General features: G+C 67.1%; 19 protein-coding genes. 15 read left to right on the top strand and 4 right to left on the bottom strand.

Annotation, left to right across the window (positions count from 1 at the left end; genetic code table 11):
* Positions 1–51: 51 nt before the first annotated feature.
* The 9 genes from ACX25U_RS32490 (at position 52) to ACX25U_RS32450 (ending at position 7228) form a co-directional block, all read left to right on the top strand.
* Positions 52–564: a P-loop NTPase family protein gene (locus ACX25U_RS32490; RefSeq protein ID WP_390876865.1), complete on the top strand. Its 513-nt coding sequence runs from the start codon at positions 52–54 to the stop codon at positions 562–564.
* A 31-nt stretch (positions 565–595) separates the two neighbouring features.
* Complete coding sequence (locus tag ACX25U_RS32485) at positions 596–1441, top strand: class I SAM-dependent methyltransferase (protein ID WP_454385323.1); 846 nt, start codon at positions 596–598, stop codon at positions 1439–1441.
* Positions 1438–2199 (top strand): phosphotransferase, encoded by a 762-nt coding sequence (locus ACX25U_RS32480; RefSeq protein ID WP_454385321.1) that lies wholly within the window; start codon positions 1438–1440, stop codon positions 2197–2199. Before ACX25U_RS32485 ends, ACX25U_RS32480 begins: the two co-directional genes overlap by 4 nt.
* A complete protein-coding gene (locus tag ACX25U_RS32475) occupies positions 2196–2852 on the top strand; it encodes a histidine phosphatase family protein (protein ID WP_390876862.1) in 657 nt (218 codons plus the stop codon). Before ACX25U_RS32480 ends, ACX25U_RS32475 begins: the two co-directional genes overlap by 4 nt.
* 5 nt (positions 2853–2857) lie before the next feature.
* Entirely contained in the window at positions 2858–3685 is an 828-nt protein-coding gene (locus tag ACX25U_RS32470) for a phosphotransferase (RefSeq protein ID WP_454394616.1), read from the top strand.
* 77 nt (positions 3686–3762) lie between these two features.
* Positions 3763–4713, top strand: a complete 951-nt coding sequence (locus ACX25U_RS32465) for an NAD-dependent epimerase/dehydratase family protein (protein ID WP_454394614.1) — start codon at positions 3763–3765, stop codon at positions 4711–4713.
* 31 nt (positions 4714–4744) lie between these two features.
* On the top strand, positions 4745–5866 hold the full coding sequence (locus ACX25U_RS32460) for an adenosylhomocysteinase (RefSeq protein WP_454385319.1): 1122 nt from the start codon (positions 4745–4747) through the stop codon (positions 5864–5866).
* Between the two features lie 5 nt (positions 5867–5871).
* On the top strand, positions 5872–6423 hold the full coding sequence (locus ACX25U_RS32455; protein ID WP_454385317.1) for an NUDIX hydrolase: 552 nt from the start codon (positions 5872–5874) through the stop codon (positions 6421–6423).
* Positions 6424–6457: 34 nt separating this feature from the next.
* Complete coding sequence (locus ACX25U_RS32450; RefSeq protein WP_454385315.1) at positions 6458–7228, top strand: 3-deoxy-manno-octulosonate cytidylyltransferase; 771 nt, start codon at positions 6458–6460, stop codon at positions 7226–7228.
* Between the two features lie 137 nt (positions 7229–7365).
* On the opposite strand, the gene ACX25U_RS32445 is transcribed toward ACX25U_RS32450, so the two are convergent.
* The 3 genes from ACX25U_RS32445 to ACX25U_RS32435 are packed head-to-tail and all read right to left on the bottom strand — an operon-like array spanning position 7366 to position 13276.
* Positions 7366–8979: a GTPase domain-containing protein gene (locus ACX25U_RS32445; RefSeq protein WP_454385313.1), complete on the bottom strand. Its 1614-nt coding sequence runs from the start codon at positions 8977–8979 to the stop codon at positions 7366–7368.
* A gap of 2 nt (positions 8980–8981) precedes the next feature.
* Positions 8982–12782: a GTPase gene (locus ACX25U_RS32440; protein WP_454385311.1), complete on the bottom strand. Its 3801-nt coding sequence runs from the start codon at positions 12780–12782 to the stop codon at positions 8982–8984.
* A complete protein-coding gene (locus ACX25U_RS32435) occupies positions 12779–13276 on the bottom strand; it encodes a hypothetical protein (RefSeq protein WP_454385309.1) in 498 nt (165 codons plus the stop codon). Before ACX25U_RS32435 ends, ACX25U_RS32440 begins: the two co-directional genes overlap by 4 nt.
* A 174-nt stretch (positions 13277–13450) precedes the next feature.
* Here ACX25U_RS32435 and ACX25U_RS32430 point away from each other — a divergent pair, with 174 nt between their 5' ends.
* Positions 13451–14008, top strand: coding sequence for a hypothetical protein (locus tag ACX25U_RS32430; RefSeq protein WP_454385307.1), 558 nt, complete (start codon positions 13451–13453; stop codon positions 14006–14008).
* Here the strand turns inward: ACX25U_RS32430 and ACX25U_RS32425 are convergent.
* Positions 13935–14756 (bottom strand): IS5 family transposase, encoded by an 822-nt coding sequence (locus tag ACX25U_RS32425; protein ID WP_454385305.1) that lies wholly within the window; start codon positions 14754–14756, stop codon positions 13935–13937. The two genes, ACX25U_RS32430 and ACX25U_RS32425, sit on opposite strands and share 74 nt — an antisense overlap.
* A 710-nt stretch (positions 14757–15466) precedes the next feature.
* Between ACX25U_RS32425 and ACX25U_RS32420 the strand changes: the two genes are divergently transcribed.
* From ACX25U_RS32420 to ACX25U_RS32400, 5 genes are all read left to right on the top strand, one after another.
* A complete protein-coding gene (locus tag ACX25U_RS32420; protein ID WP_454394612.1) occupies positions 15467–15799 on the top strand; it encodes a hypothetical protein in 333 nt (110 codons plus the stop codon).
* Between the two features lie 487 nt (positions 15800–16286).
* Complete coding sequence (locus tag ACX25U_RS32415; protein WP_454385303.1) at positions 16287–16613, top strand: SDR family NAD(P)-dependent oxidoreductase; 327 nt, start codon at positions 16287–16289, stop codon at positions 16611–16613.
* Positions 16614–16619: 6 nt separating this feature from the next.
* Complete coding sequence (locus tag ACX25U_RS32410; RefSeq protein WP_458633786.1) at positions 16620–17267, top strand: hypothetical protein; 648 nt, start codon at positions 16620–16622, stop codon at positions 17265–17267.
* Positions 17254–18537: an MAB_1171c family putative transporter gene (locus tag ACX25U_RS32405; RefSeq protein WP_454385299.1), complete on the top strand. Its 1284-nt coding sequence runs from the start codon at positions 17254–17256 to the stop codon at positions 18535–18537. Before ACX25U_RS32410 ends, ACX25U_RS32405 begins: the two co-directional genes overlap by 14 nt.
* 2 nt (positions 18538–18539) lie before the next feature.
* Complete coding sequence (locus ACX25U_RS32400) at positions 18540–18986, top strand: NUDIX domain-containing protein (protein WP_073947177.1); 447 nt, start codon at positions 18540–18542, stop codon at positions 18984–18986.
* The last annotated feature ends 40 nt before the right edge of the window (positions 18987–19026 follow it).

Below are 19026 nucleotides of genomic sequence, written 5' to 3'. Positions count from 1 at the left end.
TCCCGGCCACCGGTCCCGCCGGACACCCGAACGTCCCTACGCTGGAGCACCATGAAGAAGGTCGCCATCGTCGGCTGCGGAGGCAGCGGCAAATCGCACCTGGCCCGCGAACTGGGCAGGATCCTCGACGCCCCGGTGACGCACCTGGACGCCGCGTTCTACGACGACGAGTGGAACACGCTGCCCATGGACAAGTTCGCCGACCTGCAGCGCGAGCTTGTCTCGCAGCCGCGGTGGGTGATCGACGGCAATTACAACTCGACGCTGCAGATCCGGCTCGAAGCCTGCGACACGGTGGTCCTGATGGACGTGTCGACCATGGCCGCGCTCTACGGGATCTTCTCCCGGCAGATCCGGCACGGGGCCGGGCACAAGGGCAACGGGGTGCACAACCGCATCCACTGGGGCGTGATCAAGTACGTCGCGACGTACCGCCGCAAGATGCGCCCCCGCGTGATGGCCAAGATCGAGGAATTCGCCGCGGGCCGAGCCGACGTGGTACTGCTGGCCAACCGGCGGCAGATGCGCCGCTGGCTGCGGAAGGTCACCGCCGAGCAGTCCTGAGCGCCCCGCGCCCCCGGAAGGAGGGCGCGGCATGAACGACCTCAACCCGTTCCTGGATCCCGCCCGACAGCAGGAGCTATACGGGCACGCCTCGCGGCTGGCCGGGCGGACCAGTGCCCTGATGCGGGCGAAGACATCCGGCCGCCCCGTGCCCGAAACGATCGTCAGCCTGGTGCAGGCCCACCATGCGCAGCCGGATCGCCTGAACCTGGCACTCGACATCGGCTGCGGTCGCGGCACGAGCAGCCTGGTCATCAGCAGACAGCTCCGGCCGCGGCGCGTCGTCGGCCTGGATGCCTCCCTCTCCCTGCTCGCGCAGGCCCGCGAACGCACCCAGAAGCTGCCCCGCACCCCGGTGCACTTCATCGAGGGGGACTTCCACGAAATCCCCCTGCTCGCCAAGTCGTGCGACGTCGCTGTCGCCGCGTTCTGCCTGTATCACTCGCCGCGGCCACAGGAGGTCATCGCGCAGATCGCCCGGGTTATCGCTCCCGGTGGTCTGGCCGTACTCGTCACGAAGGGACTCGACAGCTACCGCGAGATGGACCAGCTGGTCGCTTCCTCCGGCCTCGATGCGCGGGCCGACAGGCACGAGAGCCTCTACGCCGCCGCGCACAGCGGCAACCTCACCGACCTGGCCACCTCCTCACTCGACGTGGTCGCCGTACAGGACGAGGAACACACCTTCACCTTCGACGGCCACGACCACCTGGCGCAGTACCTGGCCACCAACCCGAAATATGACCTGACGCCCGGCCTGTACGGCAATCCCGGAGCACTGGCCGCGACCCTGCACGAGTTCCTCCCGGACCAGCCGCTCACCACGCGGTCCCTCATCACCTTCGTCGTTGCCCGGCCGAAGGGAGGTCCGGCATGACCCGCCTTCCGTTCACCAAGCACTACGAGACGCCGGAACGCACCGCTGCGGCCGTCCGCCACTACAGGTGGATCGCCCAACACGCGAAGCCGCTACGGCAGCCGGGCCTCAGCGTCATAGGTCCCCTCAGCCTGACGTTCGAGCGGGTCGAGGGCCGCCCGGCCGGTCCGGAGGACCTGCCCCGCGTGGCCGCACTGCTGGGCGACGCACACGGAGCTGCCTGGACCAGCGACCTGGCCCTCGCCGTGTTGCGCACCCCTCACCGTTTCCAGGACGGCACGGTGTTCGAGGACTACCTCCGTCCCCGCCAAGTGGCTCTTCGACGACGGCTGGAGCAAGGGCACCTGCCCAGCAAGGCCGGCCTGCGGGCGATGTTGGAGTTGCTGGAAAAGAGCGCCGAGGGGCCCTCCTCCTTCTACAAGGACAGCAACCCGAGGAACTTCATCGTCACCGAGGCCGACGACATCGCCACGGTCGACACCGACGATCTCACGCTCGCGCCGATGGGGTACGACCTCGCGAAACTGATCGCGGCTCTCCTGCTGACGCACGGGGCCCTGCCCCGCGATGCGATCGACACCGCCCTGGCGGCCTACAACGAGGCCGCCCAGAGCCACGACACCCGGCTCGGCACCACGGACCGCGAACGCCTCGACGACTTCCTGGCCCTGCACGCCGTCCTCACCGCCCCCTACATCGGCCGGAACGGCTACCGCTACAGCTGGCCCGCCCACCTCCGTTCCCGAGGAACCTCGTGATCACAACTGAACTCGTCTTCGTGCGGCACGGCCAGGCCCAGTGCAATGCCGACGGCCTCGTCGGAGGCCCCCGCACCTGCACCGGGCTGACCGACCTCGGGTACGCCCAGGTCGAGCAGGCGGCACGCCGCCTGGCTGCCGAGCACCAGAAGCAGCCCTTCGACGTCGTCTACACCGGCCCGCGTATCCGCCTGATCCAGACCGGCGAGATCATCAGTCAGACCCTCCACATACCCATGTACACCGATGACCGCCTCGACGGCCCCGTCCACGGCAATGCCGACGGAAAGCCCTGGTCCACGGTGAAGACCGCCGCCGACGGCGGCCCGCACGCACACCCAAACACCCCGTGGGCCGCCGGCTCCGAAACATGGAACGGCTACCTCGAACGCGCCGGCCGCCTCCTGCGCGAACTCATCGACCAGCACAAGGGGCAACGCGTCGTGTTCGCCTCCCACGGCGAGACCGTGATCACCGCCCACACCCTGCTCCTGGGCATCCCCATCGGCTCCCCCTCGGGCTTCACGGTCAACCATGCCTCCATCACCCGCTGGCAGCACCAACGCAACCGGCTGAACCAGACCCGCTGGATGCTGGACCGACACAACGACACCGAGCACCTCGCCCTCCTCGCACCGGAGGCGTCCACGTGATCACGATGTCGGACGACCCTCGGATCCAGCTGGCGCACGACGTCCTCGGAGCAGTCCAGACCGTGGGGGACCCGCGGCTCCCACCCCGGGTCATACGCGTGGCCGACGTGGACGGGCGCCAGTTCTTCGCCAAGCAGCACGACGAACGCGACCGGTACGCGCGCGAACTCCGCGCCTACCGATCGTGGGGCGCCCACCTGGACGGCCATGCTCCCCAGCTGGTCGGCCGACACGATGCCACCTGCACCCTTCTGCTGACCGCGCTGCCGGGCGAGCGGGCGGACACCATGGCGCCGGGCTCGCCCGAGGAGGAGCTAGCACATCACGAGGCCGGCCGTGTCCTCGGCAAGCTCCACCGTGCCACCTCAATGCCCCGAGGCGGCGCGATCGGCGCAGTGCTGGCCGAGCGCCTCCAGGGCTGGATCGAGCGTGCCGTTCACGTCGGTCTGATCACCGCGACCGAGCGGAATCTTCTGAGCCATCACGCGGACATCCTGGACACCAGCCGCATGGACAGCGCGATCTGCCACCTCGACTACCAGCCGCGCAACTGGTTGATCGGCAACACCTTCGGCATCTGCGACTTCGAGCACATGCGACGCGACGCCCGCATCCGCGACTTCGCTCGGCTCGAGTTCCGGCGCTGGCAAGCCGCACCCCACCTCAGAACCGCCTTCCTCGCCGGATACGGACGCCCCCTGAACGGCACCGAACAGCGTCTCCTGGAGTCCTTCGGCGCCATCGAGGCGACCACCGCCCTGGTCAAGGGCCACACAGAGAACGACCTCGCCCTGAGCACGCACGGCCGAACCGTCCTGTCCCGGCTCACCTGACCTCCGCCCACACTCCCTCTGGAGATCCCGTGCCACAGCACGCATCGCACCCGACCACCGCCGTCCCACGAAGGGCAGTGGTGACCGGATCCGCCGGCTTCATCGGCTCCCACCTCGCCCATGCCCTCGTGCAAGGCGGCACCACCGTCGTCGGCGTCGACCGCCGCGACCCGGCCACCGACCCCACGGCCGCCGCCAACCTCGCCACCCTGCTCGGTCTGCCGGGGTACGTGCACGTCACCGCTGACCTTCTCAGCTGCGCGATCGACCCCCTCCTGATCGACGCAGACGCGATCTTCCACCTCGCCGGCATCCCCGGCGTACGCCCCTCGTGGGGACCGCAGTTCGGCGACTACCTCGCCTCCAACGTCCTGGCCACCCACCGGGTCCTGGAAGCCTGCACCCGCATCGGCGTCCCGCGGGTGATCGTCGCCTCGTCCTCCAGCATCTACGGGCCCACCGACGGCGGAGCGAGCGTCGAGACCGACCGCCCTCAGCCGGCCTCCCCGTACGCGGTCACCAAGCTGGCCGAGGAACAGCTCTGCCTCGCCTACGCCGCGCGCCCCAACAGTCCCAGCGTCATCGCCCTGCGGTACTTCACCGTCTACGGCCCCCGACAGCGCTCCGACATGTTCACCCACCGTGCCCTGCAGGCAGCCCTGACCGGCCAGCCACTGCGCCTGTACGGAGACGGCCACCAGCGCCGGGACTTCACGTTCATCGACGACGCGGTCACCGCCACCATCGCCGCAGCAGCCGCGCCGACGGCACACGGTCCGATCAACGTGGGAGGCGGAGCGACCGCCTCCCTGCTGGAAGTGATCAACATCGCCAACAGCCTCGTCGGCCGCGACATCCAACTCCACCATGACCACGCACGCAGCGGTGACGTCCTCACCACCCGGGCCGACCCCGGCCGCGCCCGCGAGGTCCTCGGCTGGCAGTCCCGGGTCGACCTCCACAACGGGCTGCGCGCCCACATGCAGGCTCTGGCCGCCCAGGTTCCGACGTACGGCCGAGCCGCATAACCCAGCCAGCCCAAGCCCGAAAGGAGGAGCCATGGAGAGTCCCGAACGAGCGCGGCTGGACGCATTCTTCCGACAGATCACGACGCAGTTCCCCGCCGGCGACGTGATCACCACGCTGGTCATCACGCACCTGCTCGCCGAGCGGCCTGCGTTCCTACGCGCCATGGCCACGACGTCCACGATCGGCGCTGTGCTGCCGAAACCCAAGTCGATCCATCAGCCCACCCTCGACGAGGTCCGCCGCACCTTCACGGTCCACGACCTGACCAGGGAGTTGTTCGCCGACACCACCCGGGCACTGGACTACCTGGAGGACACAGCCGGTGGCCGAGACGTCGTCCTGGTGGACATCGGCGGCTACTTCGCAGCGAGCCTCGACACCCTCGTGGGGAAATTCTCCGGCCGCATCCTCGGCGTCGTCGAGGACACCGAGAACGGACACCAGCGGTACGCGGCGCTCGACACCCTGCCGTGCCCGGTCATCTCCGTGGCCCGCTCCCCACTCAAGGACTGCGAGGACCACCTCGTGGGCCGGTCGATCGTGTTCTCCACCGAGGCCCTCGTGCGCACCCGGGGAGACATCCTGACCAGCCGCAACGCCTGCGTCATCGGCTTCGGCAAGGTCGGCCGCGCCATCGCCCAGACCCTGCGCGCCCAAGACCTGCGCATCACCGTGTATGACAGCGATCCGGTCAAGAGGGTGCTGGCGCACTCCCAGGGCTTCTGCACGAGCGCCACCACCGCGGAGGCGGTGCGTGACGCGGAACTTGTCCTGTGCGCTACGGGCAATCTCGCCCTGCGGCACTGCGACTTCGCCGCCCTGCGCAACGGCGCGTACCTCGGATCGGTGACCTCTTCCGAGGACGAACTCGAACTCGGGAGCCTTCACGACCTCTACCAACGCACTCCCGTCAGCGCGCAACTGACGCGATACGAGATCACCGGCCACTACTTCTACGTGCTCGCCGACGGGGGCGCCGTCAACTTCGTGCACGGCGCCACCGTCGGCACGTACATCCACCTCGTCCAGGCCGAGATACTCGCCGCCACGGCAGCACTCAGCCACACCCGCTTCCAGCCCGGATTGCATGACATGCCCGCGGCCGACCGCGACACCATCGCCAGAACCTGGCTCGACCACTTCGAAAGGTGACCCCCGTGCCACCCTCCACCGACCACATCCGCTCCGTCACCGAGGCGTACCTCTCCCGTCATCCACGCGAACGCAGCACCCTCGCGCCGCTGTTCGCCGCGCTCACCGGCACGGACGATCCCACGAGCCGCAAGACGTTCCCCGCCCATGTGACCTGCAGTGCCATCGTCATCGACAGCGACTGGCGTGTCCTGCACATCCAGCACAAGGCTTCGGGCAGACTCCTCGCGCCCGGCGGTCACAACGAAGCGGGCGACCGGGACCTGCTCGGGGCAGCGCTGCGTGAACTGCACGAGGAGACCGGCATCCCAGCCGGCGCCGTGGTTCCCCTTCCGGGCTTCGAGGACGTTCCCCTCGACATCGACGTGCACGCCATCGACGCGAACCCCTCCAAGAACGAGCCGGCACACCACCACGTGGACTTCCGCTGGATCTTCCGGCTCTGCACAGAGCACGCAGTGACGCTCCAGGAGAAGGAGGTCGACGGCTACGAATGGAGGCCCTTCGCACAGGCCGCTTCGCCCACCGTCCGCTCCAAGCTCGCACTCCTGACCTGACCGCACGCGCCTACCCGACTTCCCGGAGAATGCCGTGGCCGCCACCACAGCCGCAACGTCCAATACCGCACCGCGCCGGCACATAGCCGTCATCCCCTGCCGCTGGGGTGCTTCGCGCTTCCCCGGCAAACCCCTGGCCCGACTTGGGGACAAGCCACTGCTCTGGCACGTCCACCAGCGCTGCCTGGAGGCCCGACGCCTCGACGGGGCCGTCGTGGCGACAGACGACGAACGCATCGAAGCAGCGTGCCACCAGCTGGGCGTCGAGTGCATACGAACCGAAGACCACCTCACCGGCACCGACCGCGTCGCAGAGGTCGCCGAGCGCCTGCCCGCCGAGGCGTACATCAACGTCCAGGGCGACGAGCCGTTCATCTCACCCGTGGCCATCGACTCCGTCTCCGAGGCTCTGGAGCACCTGCCCGCAGGCACACTCGCCGTGAACGCATACGCCGAACTGGCAGACGTCACCGCCGTCCTGGACCACAACGTGGTCAAGGTCGTCATCGCGACCGAGGGCAACGCCCTGATGTTCTCGCGCCAGCCCATCCCCTACCCGAGAGGGGACCGCCCGAAGTACCTGCGCCAGCTGGGCCTCTACGGATTCACCGGCCCAGCTCTCAAACGCTTCCGGCAGCTTCAACAGGGGCCGCTGGAGCGCGCGGAGAGCGTGGAGATGCTGCGCTTCATCGAACATGGCTATGCCGTACGGATGCTCCCTGTCACGGACAGCGGAGTAGCAGTCGACACACCCGAGGACCTCGCTCGGGCCAGCATTCTTCTGGCTCAGCACGCAGAAACATGACCGCGCGGCACGCCCACGACACCAAGCGGAGACCACCTTGATTCCCGTCGCTGACCCCGCCGAGCTGCGCGAAGTGCTCGTGAACCGCCTCACCGACAGCGGCCACCTGCGCACCCCGGGCCACAGTGGCCCACTCGCTACGCTTCTGTCTCGAGCAGCGGCACGGTACCCGCTCGAAAGAGACCCTCGCCTTCCGCCACAGCTTCTTGCAGTTGCTCGACGAGTCGGCGCAGGCTCGCGTCGAGGTCGACCTGGTCTCTCGTCTCCGCGACGATCGCTTCACGCACGTCGTCGACGAACGGCTGCCAGGTGTCGCGAACGCGCTGCGTGCACTCAGTGACGACCTGTTGTCGCTTCTCGGCCGCCGCCTTGTCCTGGTTCAGGCGCGCGCGATCCGCTCTCTGCTCGTCGACGACTTTCGCCATGTAGACGGCAAGGGGAAGCGCGGCTTCGGCGATGCCGATGTGCCGTCCCAGGCCCCCAGCCGCCTTCGCCGAACTGGCCTTCCCGCCGGCGATCGGCCCGGGTGCGTTGTTCGCGGCCTTCAACATACCGATCAACATGGTCCCGACCGTCTCGACATGTTCTGCGGCACCGCCGGGCCCTGCCGGGGTCGTGGAGGCATCCTCCCCGGACCCGAGTGTCGCGACCAGCGAAGCAAAGCCGGCCCAGGAGGGTCGGGCGCGCTCTCGCTCCTTGGTCTTGCGGATCGACTGCTGCAACCGTTGGAGGCGGACCTCGTGCTTGGTGAACCACTCGTCGAGCGTGCGCTGAATCTCGGCCTGAAGTTCACCGGGGCCGGAACCGGGCTCCCACGACCGCCGCATCACCTCCTCGATGAGACCGTCGAGGCTGGCTTGGGCGGCCCGATCGAGAGTGTCGAGTTCGCTCTCCCATACGTCGCGGCGAGCGACGCCACTGGCAGCTACTTCGGCACGCGCCGTGTAATCCGACAGTTGCCTCCGCAGTTCGGTCACGGTTTCGTCCAGGACCGCTGTCCAGTACCGTTGCCCGGCCGCGTGCCGCCATCTGGGCAGCGCCGAAAGGGACACCGCCTCGAAAGCACCCGCGAGATCTCTCATGCCGTCCCAGTCACGGAAGTCATCCCAGGTCTCTCGACTGAGATCTGTGTCCGGCCCTGCCGTCTGGAACGGGTCCTGCGAGACAACGAATACCGGTATTCTGTCGTCCAATTCGAACAATTCCCGCAACTCGTGAACCTTGCGATCACTCAGTTCCCGGTACTCCGCGAGATCGTACTCTGGGTCCACACCCGCCTCGTCGAACCGCGAGATGACGAACCACATCGACCCTACCGGCCATCCCTGCGTGAACAGCTTCTGAAGCATGTCGCGTTCGGCGGTCGCCAACTGCGGAGTCAGTACCGCGATGCCGACGTCCGTGAGTCCGACCGCCGCCATCGCTCGGCGCGAATTGTTCTGTGCACGAATGTCGGACGCACCGACCGCGAATCCGGGAGTATCGCGGATGATGCACCCACCGACCTCGGCGTCGTTGACCTCGAAGGTTTCGTGGCGTGCGCTGATCGTGAGCCAGCCGGGAACATTGCCGCCCGAATCGACGAGCAACCGGCGGAGCAGGGAACTCTTGCCGGTGTCGTAGGACCCGAAGAGGGTTACGACCGGTCTGTCCAGCTTCTCGAACGCGTCCCAGTCGTCGACGTACTGCCCGACCAGCGATCCGCCTGGAAGTCGCCCCAGCCAGTCCCGTACTGCATTGATGTCGACCACTGTTACTCGTTCCTCTCTGGGGTGCCGATCAATTCGTCCGCAGCCGCGATCAAGGCCCCGACCACCTCGGTCTGCGCTTTCACCGAGTCCATCCGTTCCCTGGTCGACGATTCGAAATCGAGGTGCTCGTCGAGCAATGTTTCGAGTTCCTTGGTCCGCTGTTCGAGGTATCCGACGGGCCCTTCCCCCTGCTCACCGTGCATGATCTTTTCGACGATCCCCGCAGCCGCTTCGTCAATCACCTGCAACGCCGACTCCTGCTGGTCCTTGTGTTTCCCAGCCTTTTGGATGTCATTGGCCATCGCTGCGGCATCCACGGCGGCAGCGACGACCCCGAGGACGAACCCGACCTTGGCAACCTTGGCGCCGCCCTTCACCGCACCCCACGGCTTGAATTTGTGGCCAAACCGCTTGCCGATCGCGTAGACCGCGTCCCGAGTTCCAAGGGCTTTCGCAAGCGGCGCTGCGGCTCCTGCGACGTTGCCGGCACCCTCGGTCAGATCCTCGTACCAGGCGTTTCCCTGAGCCTTGAATTCTGCCGCCAACTCGGGTGTCACCTGGAACTCGGCAGCGCGCATCTCGCGTCCGATTGCTGATATGTGGTCGCTGTACCACTCATCCAGTTGGCGTGCCGCGTCGGCAAGGTACCGTTCGAGATCAGCTTCGAACTGCGGAGCCTTCCACCAGGAGTCGACGAGGTTCTCCAGCTTCTGGCCGTCCTTCCGACCGAGTTTCGCGACTGCGGATTTCGCCGCTACCAAGTGGCGGTCCACCATACGGCGGGCGTCCTCTCGCAACGAACCTTCGAGGACCACGGCGTCGTTCACTGCAGCCCGGAGGGTAGCGATCACCGGTTCCGAGCGGCACAGCTCTTTCGTGCCGTCGACCTGCACCTGGTGAAGCGTGTGCTGGTGACGCTTGAGGTCGGTGACCGCCGCATCGAAGGCGGCCGACGACGCCGCAGCGGACAGCTGCTCGTCGGAGAGACCTGATATGGCGCCCGTCAATGCGGTCACGCCGTCCCACAGCCGATTCTCGTCGAAATCACCGGGTTCTGCCGTTGCATCGCCTCCCACCAGGCCGAACGGATCGCCGGACAAGCAGTGGATCCTGTCGATCTCGACTTCGATGGAACGAACGGCGAAGGCTGCACGCAGTTCCTCGCGTTTGCGGTTCTGCAGGTTGAGAAATGCCTCGGGTGCAGTCAGCGGATCCACGCCCAGTTCGTCGCACCGATTGACGAGGAACACCATCCGCCCGCCTTTTGCGGCAATCATCTCCGAGCCGCGCGAGAGCTCTTCCAGTATCGAGGTGTTGCCGACCAGCAGATTGATGTGGACGACGACGAACACGAGAGCAGCCTCGGCGATCGCCTCGAATGCGGCGGTGTCGTGCTCGTCGTGTCCACTCTGCAAGCCTGGTGTGTCCACGAGATCGAACCGGGTGAACTGGTAGCGGTTCGCGGCTGCGGTCGCGGGCACCGCCCGGATGTCGAACGCTGCGTGCGGTTGCCGGCCGCTGTCCGCCATGATCCGACGGATCAACGACGACTTTCCCGAGTTGTAGTCACCGAGAACGGCAAGAGCTGGTCTTGCCCCGGCGACGCGCCAGAAGGTTCGTGCGATATCGAACAGTGCCGGGTCGCGTCGGGCCGCGTCCTCGAGGTCGTCTCGCCACGAGTGGATGTTTGCCGTCGACGGTGCGCTCCACGCCGCAGCTATTGCGCGCGTCAGCCGGCTGCGGTCCTCCTCCCGGCGACTCGAGTACGCCTCGTGGACGGCATGGTCGATCTGCGCCGACTGGTGGTCCACGCCAGACTCGAGCCAGTCCTCGCCCAACAAGACCCGGGTCACTTCGGCCGGGGATTCCCCCATCCGACGCTGCGCCCGCAGCAGGACGTCGGTCACAGCGGGTGCGGTCTTGATCGAACCGGCGTAGGTCTGCAGGCTGTCGATCAACCGCACGATCCGGCTGCGCGCCATGCGAAGCTCGATCGCAGCGCGGAGCGAATCACCGACCGCAGGAGCCAACAACGACCACGCCGCTTCCCGGCTCTCGCGGACGAGGGCATCCTCGTAATCGACGAACGTCTGATCCACAGCGCGATGGCAGTCTGCAATTGCCTGGGCCTTCGCTTCTCGTGCTCGTTCCGACTCCTGCTGGCTCATCTTCTTGCCGAAATGCTGCTGGAGCTGTCCTGCGATCCCGACGCCCGCGGCAGCCACGCCCAATACCCAACCCGCGGGGTTCCAGAAGAGAGCCAGCGCAGGTCCCGCAAGGGCGACCGCGATACCCGCCCCCCTGGCGACATCACCCTTCACACCGCCGCCCTCGTCGCCGAGGATCATCGCGGCGTGCGATATCGCCGCCCCGTTGTCGAGGGACTTATGGTCCACCGCGGCTTCAAGCTCACGCTGCAGGAACGCCCGGCGATCCGCCCAAACCGCTTCCGCCGCAGCGGAAATGGCACCTTGATCGAAAACAACCTTCGTGAACTCCGACTCGTCGATCGCTGTGTGCTCGTCGAATGCCCTCCGGATCAGATCATCCGCGTTGGCCTTCGCCTGTCGGCGGCATCCCGCAAGGTGCGAAGCAGCGAGGTGCCGGACGAAGCGGTCCAATGCCCCTTTGACCGGCAACGTGTACGGGCGGCCCCGTGCCTGCTCGGACACTTGGAGCAGATCCGCGCTGAGAGCGACATCGTGCAGCCACACGGCACGTTCGACGTCTTCCGGATAGCCCAACACGGCGAACAGTGACTCGACCTCGCGTTCGAGGGATTCCGCTTCCTGCTGGATCTCGACCGCCAGGTCCTCGAGTTCGCCGATCCCTCGGCGGCACCGTGATCGGATGTCCTCGCGCAGCGCGGTCAACCGGAGCTCGGCGCCGCCTTCCGCGATTGAGGTGGCTATCAGGCGTTCTAGCGTCCCGAAGTTCGACCAGCGATCGAGGTAGTCCGTCCCGAACTCCTCCCGTTCGTGGTGGAAGTTCTCCGGGGCTGGGCCGTGGAAGGGGGGCGTGGCACGCGCGAACAAGGCCCGTCGGCTGTGGATCGCGACGACCGGCGTGTTGGGCAACCCAATCTGTACGAGCTGGGTCCGAATGTTGTCGGTGTGCTGGCGAACCGATTCGGACAGATTCCTGCGGCGAGCCTCAGGAACTTTCGCGGGGTGGCGCCAGCGCGAGTTGCGGACGTTGAGGACAGCCACCACCGGCTTTCCGTAGTCGCGGATCCAGGCCGCGATCTTCTCGAACTCCATCTCCTGCTGAGACTGGCTGTCGAAGCACAGAAGCACGATGTCGGCGATCTCGACGGCCTCGCGGGCCTTGGCCTCGAGATCCTCGCGGCTCTCGGTCCGTCCCCAGCCGTTAATCCCGGGTGTGTCGAACAGCCGGCAATCCCGCCACTCGATTGGACGCACCTCGGTGGTCCAATCACTGACACCCGGTGAGACATACTCCCCGTCGAGCTGGCCGAACGCCGACAGCAGGGTGCTCTTTCCGACGCCGGTGCGTCCGAAGAACGCGATGTTGAACGACCCGAGCGACTCGCGCTCACGATCGAGGTGACGTCGCAGTTCCCCCGGAAACCCACGAGTGAAGTCATCCAGTCGGATGATCAAGCCGGACGAGGACGACGCGACGCGCTGCCCTTGCGCAAATGCGCCGACCAGGTCGTCCGTGATGTCATCCAGGCGCGTCAGTTCCTCGTGTCCCTGCTCGACGGCCGATCGAACGGCCTCCTCGAGCGACACCACCTCTGTCGTCAACTCGTCATCACTTTCCGTCGGCAGACCGCTCACGGCGCGACGGTGATGCTCGTCGAGCTGTCCAGGGCCTGGCGGGCGACCTTCACGGACTTGCTGGTGAAGTCGGGCATGGTCGATCCGACGGTCTGTGGCGCGGCGCCTTCGTCCGTGGCAGGGCAGGCTTCCTCGAGCTTGACCGTGGCGAAGTCGACCTTGGTGTCGGTCGGGTGTTCGCCGGGCGTCGGGGTCTGCGAGCAGACCTTCCAGTTGTGGTCGAAGGCCTGCATGCGGCCGCGCCCGAGGGCGTCGTGCGAGGTCAGGCTGTAGAAGCCGGCGGCTTGAGCCTGGTCCTGCCCGGACTGCAGGCCCTTGCCGATCATGTCCGGCAGGGTGGCCGTCTTCTTGTCGTCCGTGGCGGGCGCGTTGCCGGCGGCCGGCGGCTGGTCGTTGGCGCTCTGCACGCTACTGGGCTTGCTGCTAGCAGTGTCAGTGCCCTCGCAGGCGGTGAGCATGGGCGCGGCGGCCGCGGCGATGGTGCGGGTGTGCATGATCCCCCCTGAGCGGTTTTGCTGCTGAGGGACATCATGCGCGACATGTGTGGCCTGAGAAGCCGTTGTCTTACCGGATGTGGTCACTGAGTTTTCGCTGTTCAGGCATGGTTCCGGCGTCATCGTGGGAGCGTTCGGGCGATCAGTTCGTCCTCGACGATGCGGAGGTGGCCGGTGGCGTCGGTGATGGGTTTGCTGGAGGAGCGGGAGGCCGCTGCCCGGGTGCGGGTGGAGGAGCTTCAGGCGGAGGCGGACCGGATTCTGTCCGAACTCGCCGCGGCTGAGGCGGTGTTGGAACGCCGGGCGATCGCTCGGGTGGAGCTGGCCGAGGCCCTGGCCGCCCCCGGTGATGCGGCGGATGCGGCCGTGCAGGAGGCGCCGGAGCCGGTGCCGGCGGCCAAAGCGGTGAGGGTCCCGGTCGCGGGGTCGATCGTGCCGCACTTCGGGGAGGGGATGACGGTTCAGGCGCTCGCGCCGGATTACCGGCGGATCGTGGAGCTGGTCGAGTCCGGTCCGGAGGGCGGTGAGGGGATGCCGGCGAAGGAGATCGCGTCCGGGCTGGGGCTGGAGTTGGTGCCGGCGAAGATCGAGGGGGTGCGGTCCAAGGCGAGGCGCCTGGCCGAACGGGGCTGGCTGGCCGTGTCGCCGTCCGGACGGTTCACGCCGCGGCAGCCCACCGTGACGATTCCTGCCGCCGCCGGGAAGCCGTGCGGGCGAGGCGACGGCTCATGAGCATGGCCTGCGAGAAGTAGATGAACGCCTCGCTGCTGGCGGGCAGTGTCTCGAAGTCCCGCACCAGGCGGCGCGAGCGCATCAGCCACCCCAGCGTGCGCTCTACTACCCACCTTCTCGGGAGTACCACGAACCCCTTCATGTCATCGCTGCGTTTGACGACCTGCAGCGTGAGCTGGAGTTTCTCCTTCGCCCAGGTGACCAGGCGGCCGGTGTAGCCGCCGTCGGCCCACACCAGCGTGATCTTGTGGAACCGTGCCCGCAGACGGGGCAGCATGACGCGGGCGGCCTGGCGGTCGGTGACGTCGGCGGCACACACCAGCACCATCAGCAGCAGGCCCAGGCAGTCCGTAATGACGTGCCGGCGCCTTCCGTTGATCTTCTTGCCGCCGTCATAGCCGCGCGTGGCGGCGGGCACCGAGGCGGCGCCCTTGACCGACTGCGAATCGATGACCGCCGCGGTCGGCTCCTGATCCCGGCCCTCGGCCTCGCGGACCCGGCCGCGCAGCCGGTCGTGGAACTCCTTGACCAGGCTGTGCTCCCGCCACCTGCGGAAGAAGGCATACACCCGGTCCCAGGCAGGGAAGTCGGCCGGCATAGAGCGCCACTTGATGCCGTTGTCGGTGACGTAGAAGATCGCATCCAGCATCACACGGTGGCAGTAGCCCTCCGGCTGCCCGCCGCGGCCCTCCAGCCAGGCCGGCACCGGCATCGCGTCCCGCACCACTGCCCACTCCGCGTCCGTCATGTCCGACGGATACACCGGCACCCTCTCCGGGCGATCGGCCGCGTTCCCGAACCTGTGCGCGAGGCAGTCGCACGACGACACGCGGGAGTTGGACGAGACGGGGACCGTCACGCAAGACTGGAACAACAGGGCCTCCTGGCACTCGAGTGGTCGCAAACCCGAGCTACCAAGAGGCCCTGTACTCATGCATCCACCCGGCCGAGATCACCCGACCAAGGACCGTGTTCGATCAGAACCGCCCTCATGATCGATAGAGATACGGCTTCTGAGTGAAGGCACTGTGAGGCGTTGTCGCGTTGACGGCGGGGTGGCCGGTCGATAGTGCTGGGGCACGCTGCCAGGGCCTCACGGCGAGCTACGGTCCCAACGCCCAGGTCGTGTGCCCGCATTGCCAGGCGATCACGCGTCAGAGCCGCTAGCCTGTTCTCACCGGCCCGGACAGGGCGCGCGCAGACGACCAAGAGGCCCTACCCCAAGCGGGGTAGGGCCTCTTTGCGTTGGGAAGGCACTCCGACGCCCCCCTCATCCGACGCTCGGCTGACCTGCGGGAACTGCCCGGCCCCCTGCCGCCGGCACCGCGGGATGGGTCCTCTGGGAACGGAAGGACGGAGAAAGGCAGTGAACGATCAACAAGGCCCGGCACGGCACTCGGCCTCTGACCTGCACAGACGGGGAAAACGGAAGCAAGATCAGGAAACACGAGCGCACCGCTGGCAGGACTGAAAACCGAGCGCCACCGGTTCCTCCCCGGTGTCGACCTTCAGGCCGCGTGCGCCGAGGACGCGGTGCCCACCAAGTACGACGAGACGGGCGAGATGATCTCCTGCATCTCCGCGCCCTCGATCATCGTCACCCAGCTGGAGCAGCTGGGCGCCGAGCCCGGCCATAAGGTCCTGGAGGCCGAGGCCGCCACCGGCTACAACGGCAGCCTGCTGGGCCAGCTTGTGGCCCCCGGCGGCCACGTGTGGACCGTAGACGTCGACCAGGACCTCGTCGACGACGCCCGGAAGAACCTCGCCCAGGCCGGTGTCTCCGGCGGCTAACGTCGGCCAGCTGCGCCGTCTCCTCCTGCGCGATCCCTGAAATGGACCCGCCCTCGAACACAGCCGTAAAGCCGGGAATGTCTGATGCATTACAGCGTTGGCGGGCTTGCCGCAGAATATAGGTGACGATCGGGATTTCCTCCGCACCTACTTTTCATAACATTCAGATAACTGCCGAGAGTGGGATGCAGGTCACATTCCCGGTTCACGCGCCCCGCCCGGACCCCCCGCAGCGCGGATCAACTGCCCCATTTTTCCAGGTAGTTGCTGACATGCGTGCGACCTCCGGGTATTGAGCATCCTTAGCCGGAAGAATGGGAACTGTCAGTTCTCACCGGCAGGATAACCACGGGCTTTGTGTTCCCCTGTCCCCCGCTTTTCCGTTTAAGGTCACCGACATCACCGCGCCAGCGCATTTCCGTGCTGGCGAGTTCGGCTAGTTGACTCGCGTGAAGGTTCGTCATGTCTCGCTTCGTACTGATCACTGGTGGCGGCGGTCTTGGGAGCCAACCAGTCCGGCACTTTCCGGGTGGTCAAGCGGGCGATGCAGAGCATGCTGTGGGCCAAGCGCGGTCGGGTCGTGCCCATTTCGTCCGCAGTCGCGCTCACGGACGAGGCCAGGCGGGCGAGCTACGGGGCCTCGAAGGCCGGTGCGAGCGGCTTCGGCAAGTCGCTGGCCAAGGAGATCGACTCACGGGGCACCACGGTCAACATCGTGACGCCGAGCCTCACCGACACGGGGGCACTGGTCATCGTGGGTGTACCGGCCCACGCCATAGCAGTTGGGCAGCGGGATAAGGCAAGGAGACTGTGACGCGCGATGTGGTCGAAGCTGCGCGACGGCCAGGGCAGGACTCCGTTCGTCGGGGAGTCGACGTGTTCGGGCCGCCAGGTGGTCAACCGGCGTGCGATCCGTCGGGAATGCCAGGAGCTGCTGGCTCAGATGCCAGTGCCGCAACCCTTCACCCTGGACGGTTTAATCGCTGGCATCGAGTCCGAGCGCGGTCGGCGGATCAAACTGGCGGCCATCCCCGACCACCTGCTGACGAACACTGACGTGTGCGGTCTGTGGCTCCAACTGGACGACGTTCCGGTCGACTTGATCCTGTATGTGGAAGGCACCACCGCCTTCCACCGCCAAAGGATCATCCTCCACGAGCTCGCCCACCTGTGGTGCGACGACCCGACTGAAGCCAGCTTTGAGCAACTCATCCGGCTCCTGCCGGACTTTCCGCCCCACGCCCTGCAGCGCCTCACCAAGCGAGGCCGGATCATGGCCCGGCACCGCTACGACTCCCACGCCGAGATACGCGCCGAGATGCTGGCCGATCTGCTCCACCACGAGGCGTACGACACCGACTACATCGAGGACGCCACGCTCCGGCACCTCGATGAGGACCTGTCCCGCCTGACCTTCCTCCCCCGCACCCGCCCCCACACTTCCCGGAAGAACCGTGTCCATCGCTGATGCGTTCGTCTCCCTGATCATCGGGCTCCTGCTGCTGCAGGCCGCCGTCCGTCTGCCCGCAGCGTTGCGCGGTCGGCGACGCGAGCGCTCCCTGTGGGGTGCTTTCGCCGCGTTCGCCGTCGCTTGGTGGTTACGCACCGACACCGGCCGCGCCGTGATCGATCCGCTCGGCGTCAACGACTTGCCTACCCTGCTCAAGCACGTGTTGGCCATCGCCGGGATCTGCGTCCTGCTGACCTACGTCACCGACGTCTACCAGGACGAGGACGCCACCGCCCGTCACATCAAGATCACCTCCGTGGTGCACCGCGCTGCTGCCCGCGCCTCGCTGGCGACCGTCCTGTGCCTGACTGCCGTGTTCTTCCTGGTCCTGGACCGCTCGAAGACCGGCGCCGACAGCCCACACTTCATGGGCCGACACATCGGCGAACCGGGCCTGGCCCTGTACCTGGGTCTGTTCAACACCTACACCGCCGCAGCCGCCGCCGTGTGCGCCTATCAGTGGGGTCGCGCCGCGCGCCTCGCCCGACGCCGGAGCCTGCGGACCGGGCTGACGATGATGGCCGTGGGCATGGCCCTGTTCGTCGTCTACGCCGTGCTGCGCTCCGTCTACCTCGCAGCGATCACCTTGCACCCGGCGACCGCCGTGGCCGGCACCGTCCAGGAGCATGTCACCGACATCGTGCTGTACGTAGGGTTCGCACTGTGGCTGCTCGGTTCCGTCACGCCCGCCGCTCATGCGCTCGCCACCCGGATTCGCGCCATCAAGGCCATCATCGGCCTGCATCAGCTGTGGCGTGATTTGGTCCTGGCCATCGACGGCATCGCACTGCACCAGCCGAGCTTGCTGTTGGGCGGCCACCGCGCCGCCGCGTTCATCAACGCGATGCGGGACATCTTCTCCCACGACGCCACTCCGCAGATCCGCCTCGGCCGCTATGTCACCGAGATCCGTGACGTCACCCACGAGCTGCGCCGCCGTGCTCCGTCCGATCTCTTCCAGCGCGCCCGCCGGCTCGCCGACGCCGAGGGTCATACCGGCCAGGATGCTGATGCCGCCGCTGAGGCGTACTGGCTCAAGGCCGCACTCACCACCGTAGACGCCCCTGCCGGAGCACCGGTCGCCTTCCACACCGTCGGTGACGACTTCGCCTCGGAGGTGTCCTGGCTTCTGCGGGTCGCCCGCGCGTACCGCAAGGCCAGCCCCCACACCGTAGCGATCCTGGAGGACCTGACTCCCTCCCCCGCAACCCACACCGCAAAAGGATGACTATGAACGCTCTGACCGCATCAGCTGCCGCCGTGTTCTTCAACCACGACGGCGAGGTCCTCATCGTCAATCCGACGTACAAGGACTACTGGAACCTGCCCGGTGGAGGCATCGACATCGACCAGGGCGAGACCCCGCACGACGCGGCCGTCCGCGAGGTCCGCGAAGAGCTGGGCATCACCCCTCCCATCGGCCGCCTGCTGGTCCATGCCTGGATCACGATCGCAGACAAGGGAGCCCAAGCGCTGTATATCTTCGACGGCGGCATCCTTACCTCTGACGACCAGGCGGCGATCACACTGCAGGAGAGCGAGTTGAGCGAGTACCGGTTCTGCCAACCCCACGGCATGGAGGACGGTCTGATCCCGCCGCACCTGGCCGAGGTGTGGCAGCAGGTGCTCCTCGCACACGCCGAGAACCGGACCGCTTACGTCCCCGTGCGCCTATGACCAGCAGTTGGCCCAGCCACGCCGCCAAGGGGCGGCCGGC

This window comes from Streptomyces sp. JNUCC 63 (assembly GCF_054366325.1).
Note: the sequence above shows the minus strand (reverse complement) of the source record. Positions and strands in the feature narration are given on the sequence as shown.

Excerpts from the sequence above, each read along its gene's own strand:
- ACX25U_RS32490 (WP_390876865.1), top strand. The coding sequence starts at position 52 with ATGAAGAAGGTCGCCATCGTCGGCTGCGGAGGCAGCGGCAAATCGCAC.
- ACX25U_RS32485 (WP_454385323.1), top strand. The coding sequence starts at position 596 with ATGAACGACCTCAACCCGTTCCTGGATCCCGCCCGACAGCAGGAGCTA.
- ACX25U_RS32480 (WP_454385321.1), top strand. The coding sequence starts at position 1,438 with ATGACCCGCCTTCCGTTCACCAAGCACTACGAGACGCCGGAACGCACC.
- ACX25U_RS32470 (WP_454394616.1), top strand. The coding sequence starts at position 2,858 with ATGTCGGACGACCCTCGGATCCAGCTGGCGCACGACGTCCTCGGAGCA.
- ACX25U_RS32460 (WP_454385319.1), top strand. The coding sequence starts at position 4,745 with ATGGAGAGTCCCGAACGAGCGCGGCTGGACGCATTCTTCCGACAGATC.
- ACX25U_RS32435 (WP_454385309.1), bottom strand. The coding sequence starts at position 13,276 with ATGCACACCCGCACCATCGCCGCGGCCGCCGCGCCCATGCTCACCGCC.
- ACX25U_RS32425 (WP_454385305.1), bottom strand. The coding sequence starts at position 14,756 with ATGACGGACGCGGAGTGGGCAGTGGTGCGGGACGCGATGCCGGTGCCG.
- ACX25U_RS32410 (WP_458633786.1), top strand. The coding sequence starts at position 16,620 with ATGTGGTCGAAGCTGCGCGACGGCCAGGGCAGGACTCCGTTCGTCGGG.
- ACX25U_RS32400 (WP_073947177.1), top strand. The coding sequence starts at position 18,540 with ATGAACGCTCTGACCGCATCAGCTGCCGCCGTGTTCTTCAACCACGAC.